This window comes from Candidimonas sp. SYP-B2681, assembly GCF_003971065.1.
GTDB lineage: Bacteria > Pseudomonadota > Gammaproteobacteria > Burkholderiales > Burkholderiaceae_B > Pollutimonas.
In genome coordinates this window covers 893587-915872 of record NZ_RYDV01000001.1, presented here as the reverse complement: position 1 = coordinate 915872, position 22286 = coordinate 893587, and the positions used below count along the sequence as shown (strand labels likewise).

The 22286-nt window shown below is 53.4% G+C and carries 20 protein-coding genes; 13 read left to right on the top strand and 7 right to left on the bottom strand.

All coding sequences use genetic code 11. The features are described from left to right. The first annotated feature begins 43 nt into the window (after positions 1 to 43). The 4 genes from EKL30_RS04365 (at position 44) to EKL30_RS04350 (ending at position 4894) form a co-directional block, all read left to right on the top strand. Positions 44 to 430, top strand: coding sequence for a Rid family detoxifying hydrolase (locus tag EKL30_RS04365; RefSeq protein ID WP_126705913.1), 387 nt, complete (start codon positions 44 to 46; stop codon positions 428 to 430). A 54-nt stretch (positions 431 to 484) separates the two neighbouring features. Further along, positions 485 to 2536 (top strand): ATP-dependent DNA helicase RecG, encoded by a 2052-nt coding sequence (recG, locus tag EKL30_RS04360; protein ID WP_126706042.1) that lies wholly within the window; start codon positions 485 to 487, stop codon positions 2534 to 2536. A 37-nt stretch (positions 2537 to 2573) separates the two neighbouring features. After that, the gene (locus EKL30_RS04355; protein ID WP_126705912.1) at positions 2574 to 3530 is read left to right on the top strand and encodes a LysR substrate-binding domain-containing protein; all 957 of its coding nucleotides are present in this window, start codon (positions 2574 to 2576) and stop codon (positions 3528 to 3530) included. A gap of 242 nt (positions 3531 to 3772) precedes the next feature. Continuing rightward, positions 3773 to 4894: a branched-chain amino acid ABC transporter substrate-binding protein gene (locus tag EKL30_RS04350; protein WP_126705911.1), complete on the top strand. Its 1122-nt coding sequence runs from the start codon at positions 3773 to 3775 to the stop codon at positions 4892 to 4894. Between the two features lie 78 nt (positions 4895 to 4972). Here EKL30_RS04350 and EKL30_RS04345 read toward each other — a convergent pair whose 3' ends face one another. The 4 genes from EKL30_RS04345 to ugpB form a co-directional block, all read right to left on the bottom strand. Next, positions 4973 to 6058, bottom strand: a complete 1086-nt coding sequence (locus EKL30_RS04345; protein ID WP_126705910.1) for a sn-glycerol-3-phosphate import ATP-binding protein UgpC — start codon at positions 6056 to 6058, stop codon at positions 4973 to 4975. A 65-nt stretch (positions 6059 to 6123) separates the two neighbouring features. Beyond that, positions 6124 to 6966, bottom strand: coding sequence for a sn-glycerol-3-phosphate ABC transporter permease UgpE (gene ugpE, locus EKL30_RS04340; RefSeq protein ID WP_126705909.1), 843 nt, complete (start codon positions 6964 to 6966; stop codon positions 6124 to 6126). Positions 6967 to 6997: 31 nt separating this feature from the next. Then, positions 6998 to 7879, bottom strand: coding sequence for a sn-glycerol-3-phosphate ABC transporter permease UgpA (ugpA, locus tag EKL30_RS04335; protein ID WP_126705908.1), 882 nt, complete (start codon positions 7877 to 7879; stop codon positions 6998 to 7000). Between the two features lie 152 nt (positions 7880 to 8031). Then, positions 8032 to 9339: a sn-glycerol-3-phosphate ABC transporter substrate-binding protein UgpB gene (gene ugpB, locus EKL30_RS04330; protein WP_126705907.1), complete on the bottom strand. Its 1308-nt coding sequence runs from the start codon at positions 9337 to 9339 to the stop codon at positions 8032 to 8034. 166 nt (positions 9340 to 9505) lie between these two features. On the opposite strand from ugpB, the gene proC reads away from it, so the two are divergent. From proC to EKL30_RS04300, 6 genes are all read left to right on the top strand, one after another. Further along, a complete protein-coding gene (gene proC, locus EKL30_RS04325) occupies positions 9506 to 10339 on the top strand; it encodes a pyrroline-5-carboxylate reductase (protein WP_126705906.1) in 834 nt (277 codons plus the stop codon). 299 nt (positions 10340 to 10638) lie between these two features. Continuing rightward, positions 10639 to 11760 carry a high-affinity branched-chain amino acid ABC transporter substrate-binding protein gene (locus EKL30_RS04320; protein ID WP_126705905.1) on the top strand — a complete coding sequence of 374 codons (1122 nt, stop codon included), beginning with the start codon at positions 10639 to 10641 and terminating at the stop codon, positions 11758 to 11760. 103 nt (positions 11761 to 11863) lie between these two features. Then, positions 11864 to 12790, top strand: coding sequence for a high-affinity branched-chain amino acid ABC transporter permease LivH (gene livH, locus EKL30_RS04315; protein WP_126705904.1), 927 nt, complete (start codon positions 11864 to 11866; stop codon positions 12788 to 12790). Further along, positions 12790 to 14019 carry a high-affinity branched-chain amino acid ABC transporter permease LivM gene (locus EKL30_RS04310; protein WP_126705903.1) on the top strand — a complete coding sequence of 410 codons (1230 nt, stop codon included), beginning with the start codon at positions 12790 to 12792 and terminating at the stop codon, positions 14017 to 14019. Before livH ends, EKL30_RS04310 begins: the two co-directional genes overlap by 1 nt. Next, a complete protein-coding gene (livG, locus tag EKL30_RS04305) occupies positions 14016 to 14783 on the top strand; it encodes a high-affinity branched-chain amino acid ABC transporter ATP-binding protein LivG (protein WP_126705902.1) in 768 nt (255 codons plus the stop codon). The genes EKL30_RS04310 and livG overlap by 4 nt, the downstream gene beginning before the upstream one ends. Further along, entirely contained in the window at positions 14784 to 15485 is a 702-nt protein-coding gene (locus EKL30_RS04300; protein ID WP_126705901.1) for an ABC transporter ATP-binding protein, read from the top strand. Between the two features lie 160 nt (positions 15486 to 15645). Here EKL30_RS04300 and EKL30_RS04295 read toward each other — a convergent pair whose 3' ends face one another. Then, a complete protein-coding gene (locus EKL30_RS04295) occupies positions 15646 to 16254 on the bottom strand; it encodes a glutathione S-transferase family protein (RefSeq protein ID WP_126705900.1) in 609 nt (202 codons plus the stop codon). Positions 16255 to 16317: 63 nt separating this feature from the next. Continuing rightward, positions 16318 to 18234, bottom strand: a complete 1917-nt coding sequence (locus EKL30_RS04290) for a S9 family peptidase (RefSeq protein WP_126705899.1) — start codon at positions 18232 to 18234, stop codon at positions 16318 to 16320. A gap of 116 nt (positions 18235 to 18350) precedes the next feature. Here EKL30_RS04290 and EKL30_RS04285 point away from each other — a divergent pair, with 116 nt between their 5' ends. From EKL30_RS04285 to EKL30_RS04275, 3 genes are all read left to right on the top strand, one after another. Next, entirely contained in the window at positions 18351 to 19334 is a 984-nt protein-coding gene (locus tag EKL30_RS04285; RefSeq protein WP_126705898.1) for a D-2-hydroxyacid dehydrogenase, read from the top strand. A 66-nt stretch (positions 19335 to 19400) separates the two neighbouring features. After that, positions 19401 to 20576: a glycerate kinase gene (locus EKL30_RS04280; RefSeq protein WP_126705897.1), complete on the top strand. Its 1176-nt coding sequence runs from the start codon at positions 19401 to 19403 to the stop codon at positions 20574 to 20576. Next, complete coding sequence (locus EKL30_RS04275; protein WP_126705896.1) at positions 20573 to 21352, top strand: SDR family oxidoreductase; 780 nt, start codon at positions 20573 to 20575, stop codon at positions 21350 to 21352. Before EKL30_RS04280 ends, EKL30_RS04275 begins: the two co-directional genes overlap by 4 nt. On the opposite strand, the gene EKL30_RS04270 is transcribed toward EKL30_RS04275, so the two are convergent. Further along, complete coding sequence (locus EKL30_RS04270; RefSeq protein ID WP_126705895.1) at positions 21342 to 22268, bottom strand: LysR family transcriptional regulator; 927 nt, start codon at positions 22266 to 22268, stop codon at positions 21342 to 21344. The genes EKL30_RS04275 and EKL30_RS04270 overlap by 11 nt on opposite strands. Positions 22269 to 22286: the final 18 nt, after the last annotated feature.

Sequence of the window (22286 nt, the reverse complement as noted above, 5' to 3'; positions counted from 1 at the left end):
AAACTCTGATAGTTGTTTTATTGACTTCAAAGAGATCAAATCTATGGCCAAGCAAATTATTCATACCGATGCGGCCCCCGCCGCCGTTGGTCCTTATTCACAGGCTGTGGCAACGGACCCAGGGAAGACGGTATATTTATCAGGCCAGATCGGCCTCGAGCCCGGTACAGGGGAGCTGGTTTCCGAAAATTTCGAAGGCCAGGTTCGTCAGTCGTTTGCGAATATGCAGGCCGTTATCGAAGCGGCAGGGGGAAGTCTGGGCAACATTGTCAAGCTGACGCTATTCCTGACTGACCTTAGTAAATTCACAAGTGCCAATGCCATCATGGCCGACATCATTCCCCAACCTTTTCCGGCACGTTCCACGATAGGTGTAAGCAGTCTGCCTAAAGGAGCCCAGTTCGAAGTCGAAGCAATTATCGTCATTTAATTCGATACCGGGGTGGTCGCAGTGACGGAGTCGGGCAATACCGAGCACGGGCCTATTGGGCAGCCCGCCGCTAGACCTAGTTCGCTGGTCGAGCGCAAGCTGCACCATTTGGGTTTGCTCGACCCGTCGGATTTTGTCGTCCATCTGCCAATACGCTATGAAGACGAGACGCACGTTATCCCGATTTTGTCCGTATTTTCTGGTGCTCCGGCGCAGGTCGAGGGGGTCGTCATTCACAGCGAGGTGCAATACAGGCCGCGACGGCAGCTTCAGGCTGTGATCGACGATGGCACGGGTACGCTTCTGCTTCGATGGCTCAATTTTTATCCCAGTCAGCAAAAACAGGTTGCCGTCGGCAAACGTATACGGGTTCGGGGCGAGGTGCGCAGTGGCTTTAGCGGCTTCGAGATGGTCCATCCGAAAGTTACGGTTGCAGGCACTGCACTGCCTACCGCTTTGACGCCGGTATATCCCACCACCGACGGTCTGTCGCAAGTTAGCTTGCGCAAGGCAATCGACCAGGCCCTCGGTGTTGCGGATTTGGGCGACACTTTGCCTCGTGAAGTATGTGATGAATACGATCTGATACCTTTTGCGGACGCAATACGAGTATTGCATCACCCGCCGGCCAATATTTCGTACGTTGATCTCATCGAACGCGGTCATCCGGCCTGGACTCGCATCAAGTTTGATGAATTACTTGCACAGCAACTTTCGCTCGCCGCCGCCCGGGCCGCGCGTAGGGCTCAACAGGCATATCCGTTAAGTGGTGGCCGGGGCACACTGGTGCAAGCACTACTGAGCAGTTTGCCGTTTGCTCTTACAGCAGCGCAAGAACGCGTCATCGGCGAAATTTCCCACGATTTGTCTCGCTCGTTTCCCATGCATCGGCTACTGCAGGGAGACGTAGGCAGCGGTAAAACCATAGTGGCTGCTTTCGCTGCCGCCCAAGCTATCTCGAGCTCCAGCCAGGTCGCCATTATGGCGCCCACCGAAATACTGGCGGAACAGCACTTTTTGAAGTTGGTCAGCTGGCTCGAGCCTCTGGGCGTGAGCGTCGCATGGCTCACGGGCAGCCTTTCCGCTAAGGCGCGTAAAGCGGCCACCGAAGCAATTGAGTCGGGCCGGGCTCAACTCGTGATTGGTACCCAGGCGCTCATTCAGGATAAAGTGAATTTTGCGAATCTTGGGTTGGCTATACTTGACGAGCAGCACAGGTTCGGCGTCGGCCAGCGTCTTCAGTTAAGCCGAAAGGGCGAAGCATCACACGGCGGTACGCTGAAGATCCCTCATCAGTTGAGCATGAGCGCAACCCCCATACCCCGCACTCTCGCCATGACTTTCTTCGCCGATCTCGATGTATCGGTAATCGATGAATTGCCCCCGGGCCGAAGTCCGATAATCACCAAACTTATCGCTGACACACGCCGCGACGAAGTACTTAGCCATGTCATTGCAGAGGTATTGCAGGGGCGACAGGCATATTGGGTATGCCCCTTGGTCGAAGAAAGTGAAGCTTTGCAGTTGCAGACGGCCGTGGACACACATCTTCAATTGGTACAGGCGCTGCCAGATATACGGGTCGGATTGATTCATGGTCGCTTGCCTTCAGCGGCCAAGCAGGAAGTAATGAATGACTTTCGGGCAGGCCTTATTGACCTTTTGGTCGCCACTACCGTTATCGAGGTTGGCGTTGATGTGCCTAACGCATCCCTGATGATTATTGAGCACGCCGAACGGTTTGGTCTAGCGCAACTTCACCAGTTGCGCGGACGGGTAGGGCGTGGGAGCCAACAGTCTATATGTGTGCTGATGTTCCAGCCGCCATTGTCGGCGGTAGCGCGTCATCGGCTGCGTGCCATGTATGAAACCGCTGACGGTTTTGAGATCGCCCGGCGCGATCTGGAGCAGCGGGGGCCTGGCGAATTCCTGGGCGTGCGCCAGTCGGGTCAGGAGTTGTTACGTTTCGCCAGTATCGAGACAGATGCATTGTTGGTAGAGCGCGCCCAAGATGCAGCTCGCGAGCTGCGCGACCGCTATCCGGAACACGCGCGTGCCCATTTACAGCGCTGGATGCGTGGCAAACAGGATTTTCTGCGCAGCTAAGGCTCGTGGGGATATTATTTTAATTACGAGACATGTCATGACTTTGACCGAACTGAAGTATATCGTCGCAGTGGCGCGCGAGAGGCATTTTGGCCGTGCTGCGGAAGCCTGTTTTGTCAGCCAGCCCACGTTGTCGGTCGCTATACGCAAACTCGAAGAAGAGCTGGGCGTAGTGTTGTTCGAGCGTGGAGGCACCGAGGTGGGTATTACCCCGATTGGCCTGCGAGTCGTTGCTCAGGCCCAAAGGGTACTGGAAGAAGGCGCTAATCTACGAGAAATCGCCCGCCAAGGCCATGATCCCCTTGCTGGTCCGTTGCGTGTGGGCGTCATACACACAATCGGCCCATACTTGCTTCCCCGACTGGTACCCACACAAATCGCTGCAACGCCCCAAATGCCGTTATTACTGCAGGAGAATTTTACTAGCCGCCTCTTGGAACTGCTGCGCCAGGGAGAAATCGATTGCGCGATCGTCGCTTTACCGTTGCCCGAGTCGGGCTTGATGGTGCACCCTTTATACGATGAGCCTTTTCTTGTTGCGGTTCAGAAAAACCATCCGTGGACCAAACTAAAGGAGATCGATGCAACTTCGCTGAAAGACGAGACCATGCTTTTATTGGGTTCTGGTCATTGTTTCCGAGATCAGGTGCTTGAAGTTTGTCCTGAGCTGTCGCGCTTTTCCGCGTCGAGCGAGGGAATTCAGCGTACTTTCGAAGGGTCTTCACTCGAAACGATACGACACATGGTCGCAGCGGGTATCGGGGTGACGGTATTGCCGACAAGCTCTCTATCCATGCCGGGCCTGGAAAACAATCTGCTAGCCTATATTCCGTTCAAAAAGCCGGCTCCTGACAGACGTGTGGTGTTGGTCTGGCGAAAAAGTTTCCCCAGACCGGCCGCCATCGACGCATTGATCGGAGCGATACGCGCTTGCAATTTACCGGGGGTGAACTACCTCGGTAGCACTCCGGCCGCTGCTCTGGCCGAGGCATAGAAAAGGATAATGACGGCTTCTGGCTAATAGATTGCATGGTCATCCGGTACCGATAATCTCGAGTCAATTCACGAGAAGAATGTCTTGATGCTGCCCATCTTGCTGCAATAAATGGTCCAACGTTGTACGCCCCGTTTTTTCGGGGCTCTTTTGTAATTGACCATAGAGAAAACCCTGTGGCGAGCGATGCCTGAGGCGCAGACTTTCGGTGTATGCTTTGTTGCGTACCTTCCGGAGGCCTTATGAAAATACATTTCACTCCCGTAGCGGCCGCTCTTGGTTTTGCTGCTGGCATGCTCTTGTCGTCGGGCGCTGCTGCCCAAACCATAAAAATTGCCGTTGCCGGTCCCTTCACTGGGCCGGTTACGCAATATGGCACCATGGTAAAACAAGGTGTCGACACTGCCATTGAACAAATCAATGCGGCCGGTGGAGTCCTCGGTAAGCAGCTCGAAGCGGTCACTATTGACGACGGCTGCGAACCCAAGCAAGGGCCGGTTGTTGCCAATCGTGTGGTAAACGACAAAATTCACTACGTCGTCGGGCACGTTTGTTCCGGCGCAACCATTGCGGCAACGAATATTTATGACAGTGAAGGCGTGGTCATGGTCACACCTTCCGCCACCGCGCCGGCGGTCACAGACGGCAAGAATTACGAAACGATATTCCGTACTATCGGCCGGGATGATCAGCAAGGGCCGGCAGCAGCGAAATTCATTACAGAAAAGATCAAGCCGCAAAAGGTAGCGATCCTGCACGACAAGCAATCGTATGGCCAAGGCATTGCCGCTTCGGTCAAGGGCGAGCTTGAAAAGGCCGGGATAAAGGTGGTGCTTTTTGAAGGGATTAATGCTGGCGATACCGACTATTCGGCAGTAATAACGAAGCTCAAGACGACCGGCGCCGATTTTGTCTACTTCGGCGGTTACCACCCTGAAATGGGTTTATTGCTTCGACAAGGCGCAGAACAGGGTTTGAAAACTAAATTCATGGGGCCCGAGGGCGTGGGCAACCCCGACATCAACGCCATTGCAGGTGCATCGGTGGAAGGCTTGTTGTTGACCTTGCCGGCAGATTTCACACAAGATCCTTCGAACGCCGCGATCGTTAAGGCCTTCAAAGATAAAAAGCGGGATCCAGGCGGTGCCTTTCAGTTGACCGCCTATTCTGCAACCAAAGCGATTGCCGACGGAATCAAAGGTGTCGGGGCAGACGATCCGGCCAAGGTGGCAGCGTTCCTGCATTCAAACACCATTGAAAGTCCTATTGGAAAGCTTTCCTGGAACAAGCAGGGAGACCTTAACAATTTCAAGTTTGATGTGTTCACCTGGCATAAAGACGGTTCAAAGACTGTTTATAAGTGATGGCGATGCAGCAGGCGTCTGTGAAAGGCGCCTGCACATCACTGTTTTAGCGCGTTGCAGTCGTAATATCGTCCATCGCTAGTCAAACAGGCGCCTGCCCGTGACGGCATCAAACCAGTGAAGCGGATGAATGTCGTCCGACCCTACTTGCACAGTCTCACCCAGTTGTAGCGGGAAATCCTTGGTCAGTCCAACCGGGCATCTAAGGACGACCGGCGCGTCGCCATGGCGCCCATGTATCAGTTGCTCCGAACCTAAGATTTCAACCATTTCAATGTCTATTGCGATGCCTGGGGCATGCAGTTTCATGTGCTCGGGGCGCACTCCCATGATTACTTCCTGATTCACCAAGGCAGGCGGGATCAGTTTGGCGTCGATTTGAAGGGCTGAACCGTCCATGCCCTTGACTTGGCGGTTTTCGTCTATCTGTACACGCAGAAGATTCATGGGGGGCGAGCCGATAAAACTTGCGACAAAAATAGAGGCCGGTTTTTCGAATACTTCGATGGGTGTGCCAATTTGCTCGGCATTGCCTTTATTCATGACCACCATGCGCTGCGCCAATGTCATGGCTTCAACCTGATCATGAGTAACGTACAGGCTCGTGGTCTTCAGCCGATGATGCAATCTTTGAATTTCGAGTCGCATTTGTACGCGCAGTTTGGCATCAAGATTTGATAATGGTTCATCGAAAAGGAATACCTTGGGATCCCGCACAATGGCGCGGCCCATGGCGACCCGCTGGCGTTGGCCACCTGAAAGTTGGCGCGGGCGTCGGTCGAGCAACATGGAAAGCTCTAGTATTTTGGCTGCCTTGTCGACTCGGGTTTGAATTTCCTGCTTGTCGAATTTTCGGATTTTCAGGCCGTAGGCCATATTTTGAAAGACGGTCATGTGGGGATACAACGCATAGTTTTGAAAAACCATGGCGATATCCCGTTCAGCGGGTTCCAGCTTATTGACGACGTTGTCACCGATCCTGATTTCGCCGTCAGTGATGCTTTCCAGTCCGGCAACCATGCGCATCAGGGTAGACTTTCCGCAGCCCGACGGGCCGACGATAACAATGAACTCGCCGTCCGCAACGTCCATGCTCATGCCATGTATAACGGCAATATCGCCGGGGTAGGTCTTGCTTACGTTGCGAAAACTGAGAGTAGCCATATATTGGATTCCAAAATCAATGTGCCGGTCGTAAAGGTTTTTTGGTGCCTGGCTGCGCGTGGCAGCTATTTTTCAGCATCGACGAGGCCTTTCACAAACCATTTCTGCATGAAGATAACCACAGCGGCGGGCGGGACCATGGCTAATAAAGCGGTCGCCATCACCAGGTTCCATTCAGTCACGCTGTCTCCACCTGCGATCATGCGTTTGATGCCGATGACGATCGGGTACATGTTTTCCTGGGTGGTCATGATCAGCGGCCACAGATACTGATTCCATCCGTAAATAAATTGGATGACGAAAAGGGCGGCAATACTGGTGCGCGACAGCGGCAGCAAAACATCTTTGAAGAACCGCATGGGCCCTGCGCCGTCAATTCGGGCGGCTTCAATAAGTTCGTCCGGTATGGTCAGGAAGAACTGCCGAAACAGAAAGGTTGCGGTTGCGGAAGCGATCAAGGGCAACGTCAGGCCAGCATAGGAGTTCAACATTCCAAGGTCAGCGACGACCTTATACGTGGGCGCTATACGCACTTCAACAGGCAGCATCAGCGTGACAAAAATCATCCAGAAAAAAAACATCCGGAAACGAAAGCGGAAATACACCACGGCAAATGCCGAAAGCATGGAGATCGCGATTTTGCCAATCGCAATTACCAGCGCCATCACCGTACTGACCCACATCATGCGGGCAACCGGCGGGGTATTTGCGCCATCGCCGAATAACACGGCACTATAGTTTTCGAGGAAGTGACTGCCCGGCAGCAACGACATCGGGGCCTGGGCAACCTCTTGGGCGGTTTGAGTAGACGCGACCACCGTGACATACAGCGGAAAGGCGATGACCGCCACCCCAATCAGCAGAACGATGTGGCAGAAAATATCCAGATAGGGACGGCGTTCGATCATGTGTGGCCTTGCCAGATGTGGACGGAGTGCGTCAGTAATTGACCTTGCGGTCGACGTAGCGGAACTGCACAACCGTAAGGACGACAACGATTACCATAAGGATTACTGACTGGGCAGCTGACGACCCGATATCAAGACCTTTGAATCCGGCGTTGTACACCTTGTAAACAAGAATTGATGTAGTGTTTCCGGGTCCGCCCTGCGTCATGATGTCGATAATGGCGAAGGTGTCGAAGAATGCATAGATGACATTTACGACAAGCAGGAAGAAGGTCGTGGGCGAGAGCAGCGGAAACACGATAGTCCAGAAACGGCGCGACGGACTGGCGCCGTCGATCGCAGCGGCTTCAATCAGCGATCGCGGGATGGACTGCAAACCCGCAAGAAAGAAAAGGAAGTTATAGGAAATCTGTTTCCACACTGATGCCATGACAACGAGCAGCATGGCATCGTTGCCATCCAATCTTGGGTTCCATCCGATGCCGGATCGAACCAGGTAAACGGCAATTATGCCGACCGATGGTGAAAATAAAAAAAGCCAAAGTACACCGGCTACCGCTGTGGCGACCGCATAAGGCCAGATCAACAGCGTTTTGTAGAATTGAGCGCCGCGAATGACACGATTGGCCATAACGGCGAGCAAGAGCGAAACGACCAGGCCAATACCGGCGACCAACACTGAAAACAGAGAAGTGACTTTAAACGAGTTGAGATAGTCCGCGTTTGCGAACAGCTCGGTGAAGTTATCCAAACCTACAAACTGGGAAGATAAGCCAAATGGGTCTTCAATCCGGAAGGACTGCCATACGGCCTGACCCGCGGGTAAAAAGAAAAACACTATGGTGATGGCCAGTTGGGGCGCCAGTAGTAAATACGGGAGCACTTTATGGCTGAAAACAACGCGTTTTTCCATGGATGGACAGTTTTGTATTGCCAATCTGGCCGGTGATGAATCGCGGTCGATGACTTTATTGAAAAAGGGTCGGAATTGCTACATACGCGAAAACCGCGAGGAGAGCCCATGTAGAAGGGCACTGCTCACGGTGGCGATTTTAGTACAGTGCTTTACTTAACGCTTTTTTCGAAACGTTCCAGAAGTTCATTTCCGCGCTTGACCATGTTTGCAAGCCCCACTTCAGGTGTTACATTGCCTGAAAAGATTTTCTCCATTTCGCCGTCTTCGATTTCGCGAATCTGGGGTAAATAGCCCAAGCGTATGCCGCGCGAATTTTCGGTAGTAGTGGCGTCCAGCTGTTTGACGGCCACATCAGATCCGGGATTTTTAGCGTAGAAGCCTGACTTTTCGGTCAGGTCGTAACCTGCCTTCGTGACGGGGACGTAGCCAGTGCCCTGGTGCCATTCCGCTGCTTTTTCCGGGCTGGAAATGTACTTGAAGAATTTTGTTACGCCCTTATAGACTTCCGGCGATTTTTTAGCAAAAACCCACAACGAAGCGCCGCCGATAATCGAATTTTGGGGTGCGCCCTTTACATCCGAGTAATACGGCAGGGTAGAGGTGCCGAATTCGAATTTTCCAGTTTTGATGATGTTGGCGCGATTACCGCTCGAGCCGGTAAACATGGCACATTTGCCGGTGGTAAACAAGGAGTTTGGTGCATCGCCACGGCCGCCATATGTGAAAGAGCCGTCCTTCGACATACCAGCGAGGAACGTCATGTGGCGAACAAATAATGGCTTGGTGACCTCGAGACGAGCATCGAGCCCGCCGAAGCCATTGTCTTTGGACGCATAGGGCGTGTTGTGCCACGCGCCGAAAGTTTCAAGCTGAATCCATGCTGGCCAGGAGGTCGTGTAGCCGCACTCAAGACCCGCAGCCCGGACTTTCTTGCCTGCTTCGGCAACTTCTTCCCACGTTTTAGGCGGTTTTTCTGGGTCGAGGCCAGCCTTTTTGAAGGCATCTTTGTTGTAATAGAAAACAGGCGTCGAACTGTTGAACGGCATCGATACCAACTTGCCGTCAGGCGCGGAATAATAGCTGGCCACGGCCCCCAGGAAGTCGGCAGGGTTGATTGGATCACCGACTTTTTCAGACATTTCCTGAACAGGCTGAATCGCGCCTTTGGCATACATCATGGTGGCCGTGCCGACTTCGAACACTTGTAAGATATCGGGGGCATTGCCGCCGCGGAATGCCGCGATGCCGGCGTTCATGGATTCACCGTAAGCGCCTTTGTAAACCGCTTTGACGACGTAGTCCGACTGACTTTTATTGAAGTCGGCGACCAAGGAGTTAACGCGTTCGCCCAGCGCGCCTTCCATCGAATGCCAGAAATTAATGTCGGTCGCTGCGCTGGCGTTGCCCATGCTGGCAATAACGCCCGCAAGAGATAATGCAAAAAGCTTTGCTCGCATAAGTTTTTCTCCTGTAATTTCCCGGCCTGATGGATACTGAGGGCCAAGTGCGGTGGGTAGTCTATGACATGTTTATTACTTTGGCGTGACTGTAACGACAATCACTCGTTATGGTCAATTCAAATATACCCCCGGCGCCGTCCGAAGACTTTACAATAACGACCCTATGACTAAAGAACTCACTATCGCATTCATTGGTGGCGGCAATATGGCCGCCGCCTTGGGGGCTGGCCTTATTGGCAAGCGTTGTGGCGCTCACGACGTGCATGTCATCGATGTCAACGACTCTGTGCGCGAGGGTTGGGCACAGCAAGGTACATCCGTTGCGCCGGAACCTGACGACACATTGGCTCAGCGTCGCGTCTGGATATTTGCCGTCAAGCCCCAATACCTTAAAGAGGTTGTTGAAAGCTGCCGCCCGTTCCTCCAGGAAGATACACTGGTGATCAGCATAGCCGCCGGCATTCCCAGCAGTGCCGTGGCCAGGTGGCTGGGCACTACTGAACATCCCTGGACACGACTTATTCGCTGTATGCCGAATACGCCGGCGCTTATAGGGGCTGGAGCCAGCGCCCTCATGGCCATGGACGGTGCTACTCAAGATGACAAGGCGGTGGGTCAACAATTGTTAAAGGCAGTAGGCGAAGTCGTATGGGTCGATAACGACCACGAGATCGATATCGTGACGTCTTTGTCTGGCAGTGGCCCAGCCTATGTGTTCTTGTTCCTTGAGGCATTGATTCAGGGCGCAGTCACCCAAGGGCTTTCCCCACAGCAGGCGCGCGCACTCGCTTTGGCCACGGTAACAGGTGCAACTCAGCTTGCCGCATTGTCTTCAGAAAGTTTGCCCGTTTTGCGCGAACGCGTCACATCGAAAGGTGGTACCACTGCTGCAGCACTGGCCGTTTTTGAAGATAAGCAGTTCTCATCTATCGTTCAAGTGGCGATGAAGGCTGCTGCCAACCGCGCGGCTGAACTCTCCGACCAGTTTTCAACATGAGTCGTACTTCCCCTACGCGCTTTGACGCCATGACTCGATGGCAATTTGCCCTCGCTGTGCGTTGATGTGGAATCTGGCCCGACCTGCAGGACGAGGGGGCCTCGATCCTGACCGTCCCGGTTTATGCGTGAGCGAAATGGCCCCGGTAAGGGCTTATCCGTAGTGACAGCGCCTTGCAGTGTCGTCAGAATACGGTAGCCGTTCGAGGCGGAAGCTCAACATCATGGCTCGCTGTATAACGTATCGGAATCTGGAATATGGTTTTGGTTGCGGCGGGCTTCACCGGGAGATATGCAGGCATGAAGCTCATAAAAAAAGTCTCACCCTTGGTATTAGCCATCAGCGCGATGGCCTTTGCGGGCAATATTTATGCCGCCACTAATATCAAAATCGGTATCCCTCAGCCCATGACCGGGCCTGCTACTCAATACGGTGACCAAATCCAGGCGGGCGCGCTTACGGCCATCGAAGCGATCAATGCTGCCGGCGGCGTCAAAGGGCAAAAGCTGGAGCCTCTGCTTATCGACGACGGCTGCGAACCTAAGCAGGCCGTGCCTGCGGCTAACCGCGTTATTAACTCGGGCGCCAAATTCGCGGTGGCACACGCGTGCTCAGGCACCACGATTCCCGCTGTGAACGTATATGAACAAGAAGGCATCGTTGCAATCACCCCGGGCGCAACCTCGCCGTTGGTTACCGACACCATCAAGCCGCATTACTTCTTTCGCACTATCGGGCGCGACGACCAGCAGGGTCCATACGCCGCGACGTATATTGCGGAAAAGCTCAAACCCAAAAAAGTTGCCATCCTGCACGACAAGCAAACCTATGGTTCTGGCGTTGCAACACAAGTTCGCGACAGCCTCGCCAAGCAAAACATCAATACCGCCTTGTACGAAGGGATCAACGTGGGTGATAGCGACTATTCGGCCGTTATTACCAAACTTAAATCGCTCAATCCAGACCTGATTTACTTTGGCGGGTACCACGCGGAACTGGGCTTGCTATTGCGTCAGGCGCGCGAACAAGGGCTGGCGACCCAATTCATGGGTCCTGAAGGCGTGGCGAATAAAGATTTATTCGCGATTGCCGGTTCGGCCATCGCGGATCTGCTTGTTACCTTGCCTTCCGATTTTACAAAGCTACCTGGGAATGAAAAGGTTCTCGAGAACTTCAAGAAATCGAAACGCAGCCCCGATGGTGCATTTACGCTTACCGCGTATGCCGCAGTGCAAATCCTGGCCGACAGCATTACCGCTGTTGGCACAGACCCTGCCAAAGTCGCCGAATACATGCACGCCAATCCGTTTAATACTGCGATCGGCAAAGTCGAATACGACGCCAAGGGTGATCTGAAAGAGTTTGAATTTGCCGTCTTCAAATGGGATAAGGCTGGCAACACAGTGCAACTATCGAACTGACAGCTCCCACTGTGCTCTAGCCTTAACTGGTTAGAGCACTTCTTTCTCTTCCACGGTCGGTTTGTGTGCGTTGCCCAGGCTGGCCAACCGGAACACCCGTTTTATGTCTGAGCTCTTACCCCAACTTACGCAACAGCTTTTCAACGGTCTGTCGCTGGGTGCGATCTATGCGCTCATAGCTATTGGTTACACGATGGTCTATGGAATCATCGGCATGATCAATTTCGCGCACGGTGAAATTTACATGATTGGGGCTTATGTTGGCCTTGTCACCTTATCAGCCATTGGGGTAAACAGTGGTTTGCCTTTACCGGTAATCATACTGATCATGCTGCTTGTTGCGGTGCTGGTCACGGGTGTTTACGGCTATGCAACCGAGAAAGTGGCGTACGCCCCATTGCGCGGCGGGCCGCGCTTAGTGCCGCTAATTTCAGCGATCGGCATGTCTATATTCCTGCAGAACTGGGTCGCCATAGGTCAAGGTGCCCGCGATATGGCGGTGCCGGCTTTGGTGACAGGTTCATTCCAGTTTAAGCTTGGCACCGATTTCGTAGTAACCGCCCCATACTCCCGCATCATGATCATCGTAGTAACGGTGTTGCTGATGATCGCGCTTACCTTGTTTATCAAGTATTCCCGCCTCGGGCGTGCTTCACGCGCATGTTCCCAAGATCTGCGAATGGCGAATCTATTGGGTATTGATACCAATCGGATCATTTCTTTCACTTTTATTATTGGCGCCATGTTGGCGGCGGTAGGGGGCGTGCTCATTGCTTTGGCCATTGGAAAGCTAAATCCATTCATCGGTTTTCTCGCCGGCATCAAGGCGTTTACGGCCGCCGTGCTTGGCGGCATAGGCAGCATACCCGGCGCGATGCTCGGCGGGGTACTGCTGGGTTTGGCCGAAACGTTTGCGGCCGCCTATATTTCGTCGCAATACAAGGACATCGTCGCATTCGGCCTGTTGGTGTTTATTTTGTTGTTCCGCCCGACTGGCCTGCTTGGCAAACCTGAAGTGGAAAAAGTCTAATGGGCACCACCGTAAAAAACGCGCTTATCGCAGCCTTCATGGCTGGGGTAATTATCGCGCCGATATTCGGTTTACAAATTGTGCGCCAGGGGATGGTCACCCATCTCGAGCCGGAATGGGACATGATTATTGGCGGCATGGCCATCGTATTCATTTTCCAGGCTTTCATCAGGCCGTTGTTCGCCCGGATGTTTGCTGGCCAACGAACCAAACGCGCCTTGCCGGTCCTTACTGACCCTGTTCGGCGGGCGCTTATTTTCCTGTTGATCGCGATAGCGTTGATTTTTCCTTTTTTTATCGGGCGCGGGCAAGTCGATATCGCCACTCTTGTACTTATCTACGTCATGCTGGGCCTGGGCCTGAATATTGTGGTCGGTTTTGCGGGCCTGCTGGATCTCGGATTTGTGGGCTTTTACGCGGTGGGCGCCTATACCTACGCCTTACTGTATTACTGGGCAGGTTGGGGTTTTTGGCAGGCGCTGCCTTTGGCTGGTGCCATGTCGGCATTGTTCGGTTTTGTTCTGGGGTTCCCTGTTTTACGCTTGCGGGGCGATTATCTGGCCATCGTTACCCTGGGGTTTGGTGAAATTATTCGCCTGCTGCTTATTAACATGTCCTTTCTAACGAACGGTCCTGACGGCATATCTGGAATACCCAAGCCAACGGTATTTGGCTTTCCCATGCTAAGGCGTGCGCCCGAAGGTCAAACAACGTTCCACCAACTGGTGGGTTGGGAATTTTCCAACCAGGACGTCATTGTTTTCCTGTACTTGATGGCGCTATGCCTGGCGATATTGGCTTTGTATGTCTCGAACCGTGTCATTCGCATGCCCATAGGCCGTGCCTGGGAAGCCTTGCGCGAAGATGAAATCGCTTGTCGCTCGTTGGGGTTGAATCCGACCCGAATTAAATTGTCTGCCTTTACCATGGGGGCCATGTTCGCTGGCCTGGGCGGGGCATTCTTTGCCGCCAGGCAGGGTTTGGTAAATCCCGAATCCTTTACCTTCATGGAGTCCGCACTGATTCTGGCCATTGTTGTACTGGGCGGAATGGGCTCGCAGGTGGGTGTGATTCTGGCTGCCATTATCTTGACCGTCGTGCCAGAAATCGCGCGCGAATTCGCCGAATATAGGATGTTGATCTTTGGATTGGTGATGGTGTTAATGATGATGTGGCGGCCGCAAGGATTATTGCCTGTTAAACGTCCTCAGGTGGAGTTGAAGGCATGAGCGCGGTATTGCTGAAGGTGTCCGATCTTACAATGCGGTTTGGGGGGTTGCTGGCGGTAGACAACGTTACCTTCGATGTGAAGCGCGATGAAGTCTTCGCCATTATCGGGCCTAACGGCGCCGGCAAGACGACTGTCTTCAACTGTGTCGGCGGCTTTTATAAGCCCTCATCCGGCGGCATTGTTATGGACGGCAAGCCGATCAATGGCATGCCAAGTCATAAGGTTGCTCAACAGGGGCTGGTACGCACCTTTCAGAACGTAAGGTTGTTTAAGAATCTTACGGTTCTCGAAAATCTGCTGGTGGCTCAGCATACCCATATTGAAACCGGTTTATTGCAAGGCTTATTCAAGGTTCCGTCGTACCGTAAATCAGAGCAGGAAGCGTTGCAGCGTGCCGCCGATTGGCTGGACTTCATGGGTATTCGCCAGTATGCCAACCGCGAAGCGGGTAACCTGGCTTACGGTCACCAGCGCCGTCTTGAAATTGCTCGGTGCATGATCACGCGACCGCGCCTGTTGATGCTTGACGAACCCGCCGCAGGGCTTAATCCCCAGGAAAAGCGCGATTTGCAAAAGTTAATTGACCAACTGCGAAAGGAATTCGACGTCGCAGTATTGTTGATTGAACATGATATGAGCCTGGTGATGGGGGTTTCAGATCGCATTCTGGTTATGGAGCACGGCAAACCCATTACTACTGGACTGCCGGCGGAAGTTCGTGTCGACCCTCGTGTCATTAAAGCTTATCTGGGGGAAGAATAAGTGCTTAAGCTCCAAAATATTCATACTTTTTATGGTGCTATAGAAGCGCTTAATGATGTTTCTGTCGAGGTCAACAAAGGGGAAATCGTTACGCTGATCGGCGCCAACGGTGCAGGGAAAACCACATTGCTCATGACAGTCTGCGGGTCGCCGCGTGCTCGGAGTGGAACTGTATCTTTCGAGGGTGAAGACATTACCCACGAAGTAACGCACACCATCATGCGTCGGGGAATTGCAATTTCGCCAGAAGGTCGTCGTGTCTTTCCTGAACTGACTGTGGTCGAAAATCTGAAGATGGGCGGCTTTTTCCTAAGTGCACGGGAAATCGATGACGCGCTCGACCACGTGTATACCTTATTTCCCCGTTTGAAGGAACGTTCAAACCAGCGTGCGGGCACCATGTCGGGAGGCGAGCAGCAAATGCTCGCTATTGGGCGCGCGTTAATGACCAAGCCAAAGCTGCTATTGCTTGATGAGCCCACGCTGGGTCTGGCGCCGCTAATCATTACGCAAATCTTTGAAATTATCCGAACAATCCGCGAACAAGGTGTCACGGTTTTCCTGGTAGAACAGAACGCTAATAAGGCCCTTCAGGTGGCGGATCGCGGCTATGTATTGGAAACCGGTAAGGTTGTTCTGGCCGATACCGGGGCCAACCTTTTGATCAACGACCAGGTGCGCAAAGCTTACTTGGGTGCCTGAACCAAGTATTGGCTTTAGCTTGCCCGAAAAAAAAGACCACCGACGAATGAACTGACGCCAAGAAGTTGGACAGGTGCCCAACTTATGAGCTGCGGTTCAGAATGGACTGGGTGGTCTTTTTTTGGTAGTGGGGACCTGGGCAGGGCGACTGCAATATGGGTCAGGAAAGTCCCTGCGCCTTAACGGCCGCTTGTACCCCTGGATCAGCCTCCATACGAATAAAAAAAGCCTCCAGGTTCTTCATGGAAGCAATGTCAAGTTTTTTGGCCTTTGCCCAGCGCAACAGGGTATAGAGGTAAGGATCGACGATAGAGCGTGCCCCTGCGATCCATTCTTTGCCCTCAAGTTGCTTGTCGGCGATATCGAACATTTGCACCAGTTTTGCGGCTGCCTTCGACACCAGCTGCCCCTGAAATTCGGCATTGTCGGTGTAGTAGCCCACGCTGAATAACATCCCGAAAGTGCGGTGGAGATCGGCATTGCAGAACCCAAGCCAGCGGCGAACTTCGGCTCGTTCGCGCGGCGTTTCAGGCAGCAACTTGGCGTCTGGATGTGTTTCCGCCAGGTACTCGAGAATGGCAGCGCTTTGTGTGAGGGTGAGGTCCCCGTCGATCAGGACCGGCACGGCACCAAGCGGATTCATTGCCAGAAAGGCCGGTTCTTTAAGCTCGGTACGGCTGACCTGTTGAAGTTCGTAAGGTGTGGCCGTCCATTCCAGGACGATGTGTGAAGCTAGCGGGCAGGCGCCGGGCAAATAATATAACTTCATTGTTTATCTCTCCGTGAACATAAGATGGCGGATCTCGCCGCAAATACCGATAGAAACAAGGGCTCAAGGTCGAAGATGCTGGCTAAGGAAAGCCTCGGTGCGTTCGTAGAATTCAAGTTTGTTTTCGTCGTTATGAAAGCCATGCCCTTCGTCATCCTTGACCATATATTCTACGTCGACACCGCGCGATCGTAGAGCGGCTACCATCTGATCGCTTTCAGCTTTGTTGACGCGGGGGTCATTCGCCCCTTGGGCAATAAATAATGGAGCTTTTATCTTGTCGGCATGCAAAGCCGGGGATGTGGCCACGAGCCTTTCGTTATCGACCGAAGGATCCCCGACCATCGTGTACATCTTGGTAAGCATGGGCTTCCAGTAAGGGGGGATCGTGTTCATAAACGTAAGCAAATTGGATACCCCTACATAGTCTACTGCGGCCGCATAGAGATCCGGTGTGTAAGCAATGCCGGCCAGGGCAGCGTAGCCCCCGTAACTTCCGCCGTAAATGGCAATTCGGTCAGGATCGGCGATGCCTTGTTCAATGAGCCATGTAACTCCGTCAGTAATGTCGTTCTGCATGTCCAGACCCCATTGGCCGAAACTTGCCTCCCAAAATTTCCGGCCATAACCCGTAGAGCCGCGGAAATTCATCTGCAGAACACAATAGCCCCGATTGGCCAGAAATTGGGCTTCAGGATTAAACCCCCAACTGTCTCGCAGCCACGGCCCGCCGTGAGGGTTCACAATGCATGGCAAGTTTACGGGGCTGCGGGCCAGCGGTAGCGTTAGGTAGCCGTTGATGGTTAATCCGTCGCGGGACTGATATTGAATGGGTTGCACAAAAGCCATGTCATCTTCCCGTAGCGCGGGATTAATGTCAGCCAGCTTATCCAACGTATTGTTGACCGCATCATAAATATAACGAGTGCCCGGTGTGCGGTCGTTGTAGGCAGCAACGATAAACTTCGTTTCATCACGAGTGTGGCTTTGCAAAGAAATTTCATAGCCGGGCAGCTTTTCGTTCAGACGCTCAAAACGATCGGCGCTGACCTTATCAAAAAAATGGTATTTGGGCTTTTCGGTCTGGAATACCGCTACGGTCAAGACCTTACGCAAGCGCGAATATCCTGCACCATCCAAATCTATTCTATCGACGTTGTACACCAGCTTTTCGACTTCAGGCTCGTCAGGATCAATTGTGACAAGGGCCAGGCAATCTCGCCCTCGATTGCTTAACGCGTAGATAGAGCGGTTATCGAAGGTGAAAAATTCGGGGCTAACCACCGTGCGGAAATCGGTGGTAATCAGGGGGCGGAAGTCATCGTTTTCAGTCTCGCGAAACAGCAGCGTGGTGTGCAGCCCGTCGCTCGCTATGGCGGCACGTACGTGGCCTTGGTGATCGGTTTGCCAACCGACAATATTGCCCGGGTTTTCGGCCACAAGCGACAGGTCTCCGGTATGAATATTCGCCCGGTAGACGTCAAAGACTTCGGGGTTACGCTGGTTATGACTGATCAGTATGTGGTCGGGATCATCGGGCAGGTCATCTTCGATGCTGGCGCGTACCTCTGAAAATGGAGTCAGGTCCGTAAGCCGACCCGTTGCCGCATTGACTGTCAGGACATGAAAGTTTTCGTCGCCCTTGAAATCTTTTTCATAAATGATGGAATTTGAGCCTTTCCAAAAGAACTGGCTGATATCCCTTTCCGTTTCTTCAGTAAGGCGCTTGGCCTGGCCAACAGGGGTACTGCCTTCCAATGCCTGCACGAACACATTCATGCGCGCCGCTTGTCCGTTGATACTGACGGGTTCCATGAATCCCAACATGGCCCCGTCGTCAGATAGGCGGAAAAAGCCGCGGTCGGGGTTACGAAAGAAGTCGCTTACCGGGTATTTTTTGGGCAATACACTGGCGCTTGCGGCAGGGTGGTTAAGATGCAGCGAGTGCGGAATGAAGCGCTTCAATCGGTCTATCAACATAGATGAAAATCCTGTAGGGCGAACTGCGTCAGATTATTCGTTCAAGGCAAGGAATCCTATTACTATATCGGATACATCGTTCCACTGAATCTTCAATAGAATTTTAAGGATGTCTTATGGCTGCACGCCCGTTGCAAGTGGTATTTCTGGATCGCGAAACCATTTCTCCACAGACCGCTTTGCCCTCGCTGTCGTTCGAGCATGAGCTGAGCGTGTACGGTCGTACCAGCCGGGATCAGGTCGCAGCACGCATCGCCGATGCCGATATTGTTGTTACGAATAAGGTGCCATTGCGGCAAGAAGCCCTCGACCATGCCGCTCAATTGAAAATGGTGGCGGTGGCGGCTACCGGCACCGATAACGTCGATTTGTCAGCGTGTGCAAAAAAGGGAATCGTGGTCTCGAATATACAGGGCTATGCCGTCACCACCGTGCCGGAACACGTATTCGCACTTATCTTCGCTTTGCGCCGAAATATTGTGGCGTACCGAGAATCCGTCAAGGCTGGACGCTGGTATGACGCGCAACAATTTTGCTATTTCGATTTTCCGATCAAGGATCTGGCCGGATCCACCTTGGGGATTGTCGGCCGCGGGACGTTGGGACAAGCGGTGGGAGCAATCGGTCGTGCCTTGGGAATGAAGGTGTTATTTGCGGGTCGTAAAGGCGAAGCTCTTCCTGGTGATCCTTATACGCCCTTTGAACAACTCTTGGCTACAAGCGATGTCATTACTATGCATTGCCCGTTGAACGAGCAAACTCGCGATTTGATCAGCACACACGAATTCGCACAAATGAAGCGTAAGCCAATCCTGATTAATACTGCTCGGGGTGGACTGGTGAATGAAGCGGCGCTGGCCCAGGCTTTACGGTCAGGCCAGATAGGCGGAGCCGGCTTCGATGTAACGACACCAGAACCGCCTGACAATAACCATCCATTGGTGCAGCTACTGGATATGCCGAACTTCATCTTGACGCCCCATGTAGCTTGGGCCAGTGACGAGGCGGTGCAAGGGCTCGCCGATCAGTTAATCGACAATATCGAGGCCTACTACAGCGGTTCGCCACGTAACGTCGTGGCCGCCCGGAATGCCGAATAGGTGCCAACGAAAAAGCTTTAAACGTCTCCAGCTTACTTATTTCCTGTGTATCGAGGTTGTTGAACTATGCGTATCGTTATTGCTCCGGATTCATTTAAAGAAAGTCTCAGTGCGTCGGATGTTGCCGCAGCGATCGCTTGCGGAGTTCGCGATGTCATTCCAGATGCTGATATTGTTTGTGTGCCGATGGCGGATGGCGGTGAAGGTTCGCTTGATGCAGTCCTGGCCGCAACCGGTGGCGAGCGACGCGTGGCTCGTGTGCAAAACGCCAACAACCAAGCTTGCGAAGCTAGTTGGGCCTGGCTCGGTGATGGCAAGGCATTCATAGAAATGGCTGAGGCAGCAGGCTTGGAACAAATCCCTCCGGCTTCGCGGAAACCATTGCAGGCCACCAGCTACGGCGTAGGCCAACTGATTTCCCAGGCTTTGGATGCAGGCGCTAACCATATCGTACTGGGGCTGGGCGGCAGCGCAACCAACGATGCAGGCGCTGGCTTGATCCAGGCGCTCGGAGCGAATTTGCGCGATGCTGATGGCAACGAGCTGCCCTTAGGCGGGGCAGCGCTCGCGCAGTTGGCACGTATATCGCTCGATAATCTCGACACTCGGGTGAATGACGTTCAGTTTGAAATTGCTGTCGATGTCGATAATCCTTTGTGTGGGCCTCGTGGAGCTTCAGCTATCTTTGGCCCGCAAAAAGGCGCGTCACCCCACGAGGTAACGCTGTTGGATGCCGCTCTTGCACGATTCGCTCAGGTTTGCGCCGAGCAGCTGCATAAAGATGAAAAAGAAACACCAGGCATGGGGGCCGCCGGCGGTTTGGGATTTGCGGTGAAAACATGCATGAATGCCAGATTTCGCCCCGGTGTCGATCTCATCGCTGAGCTCTCCGGGCTGGCGGACGCCATGAAAGCGGCTGAACTGGTATTTACCGGAGAAGGCCGCATGGATGCTCAAACCTTGTTGGGAAAGACGCCGGCCGGCGTGGCCCGCTGTGCCGCTCGATACGAAATTCCGGTTATCGCTATAGTCGGGTCGCTGGGCGACGGATATCAGGCCTTATATAACGCAGGTATTACGGCTGCATTTAGTTTGGTCCCCGGTCCTTTGACGCTTGAGCAGGCCTATGAAAAGACACCTGAGTATCTGCGCCAACGCGCCAGTGATTGTTGCCGTCTATGGCTGTCGGGCAGGCCAGTAAATCCGTTGACGACGTCCTCGATAGAAGCCGATTATTCATGAATTCATATGCCGCACCTGATTTTTCGCTGAAGGGCAAACTGGCACTTATTACCGGTTCAACCCAAGGCTTGGGGTGGACGATTGCACAGGCCTACGCCGCCAGCGGAGCCCGGGTGATAATCAATGGTCGGGATTCGGATCGTGTCGCGAGGGCGGTGAAAATAGTAGAAAACCAAGGACACAGCGCTTATTCCTACGTGCAGGATATAGGCCGGCTTAAAGACCAAGAAGCAGCATTTGAAAAGCTGTGTCAGGAAGTAGGAACGCCGGACATTATTGTTAATAACGTTGGAATACGCATACGCAAGACGCTTGCTGAAGCAACGCTGGATGACATTCTGGAACTGATGAACGTGGACTTGATTGCGGCGGTCCAGATGTCCAAGTTGGCCGCCCGCGCAATGATTCGCTCTAAAATAAAGGGGCGTCTTATCGCCATTACCTCCATAGCGGGGGAGCTGGCCAGGCCGGGCGACGCTATTTATCCAATCGCCAAGCAAGGTCTGAGCGGCATGATACGGGCACTGGCTGTCGAGTACGGCCCCTGCGGCATTACCAGCAATGGCATAGCGCCCGGAACCTTCGCCACTGAAACCAACGCTGCGCTGGCGAGCGACCCAATCAAAGGCCCTATTGTCATCGGGCGAAATCCCTTGGGGCGTTGGGCTAAACCAGACGAAATCTCGGGGGCCGCAGTCTTTCTGGCGTCACCTTCGGCCTCGTATGTGAATGGCCATATTCTCGTGGTTGATGGCGGGTTCTCGATTACGTTTTAAGCCTGAGTTCGACTTTCAGGTGCTCGACAAATGCCCTGACCGATCGTGGTACATATGCGCTATAGGGTCGAATCGCGTAAATGGCATTCCCGAATGCCCCTACCGGTGTCCAGTTTGGTAATAATTGGCTTAAGTGTCCGGCGTCGACATCGTCGTGTGCAGTGAAATCCGGGAGCAATGCTATTCCTTGGTCAGCCATGACCAGCTCGCGCAATGCCTCGCTATTATTGGCGCTGAAATTTCCCTTTATGGCGACGCTATATCGTTCACTGTCACGCTTGAGTGGTGTAAAGCTCCAGGCCGGCGCAGCCGCTGACCGCAAGTAGTAAAGGCAATTATGCCGGGCAAGGTCGTCTGGGGTGTGGGGGGTGCCGTGTTTTTCAAGATAAGACGGAGTCGCCACCAGTAGCGTGCGCGATGGACGCAGCAGCCAGGCAACGTGGGTTTCGGGGACATTGGTGGTATGCCTTATTGCAAGGTCGAATCCTTCTTGCGCCAGCGAGCTCAAATGATCCGATAGCTCGATTTCCACTCGAACATCGGGACATTCGACCAGAAATTTGCCGATCAAGGGAATGATCTTCTGGCGCCCCAACGCGACAGGAGCCGTCACGCGAACCGCGCCTCGGGGAACTTCAGCCAAATCGCGTATGCTTTCAAAGCCTTGCTCAATAGCGGCAAAGGCGTGCCGGGTGCTATCGACGAGAGTTCTACCGGCTTCTGTAAGGCGCACGCTGCGGGTTGTGCGCTGGACTAAAGCGATTCCGCAAACGTGTTCGAGTTCAGCGATGCGCAGGCTTACGGCTCCTTTGCTGACGCCAAGCCGTCGTGCGGCTGCAGTGTAGCTGCCGCTGTCGCCCAGCATGCCAAGCCAGAAAATATGCGACCACATCAGTTCTTTCTTGAAATCGTTCATCGGTGGCGCCCCTTATTA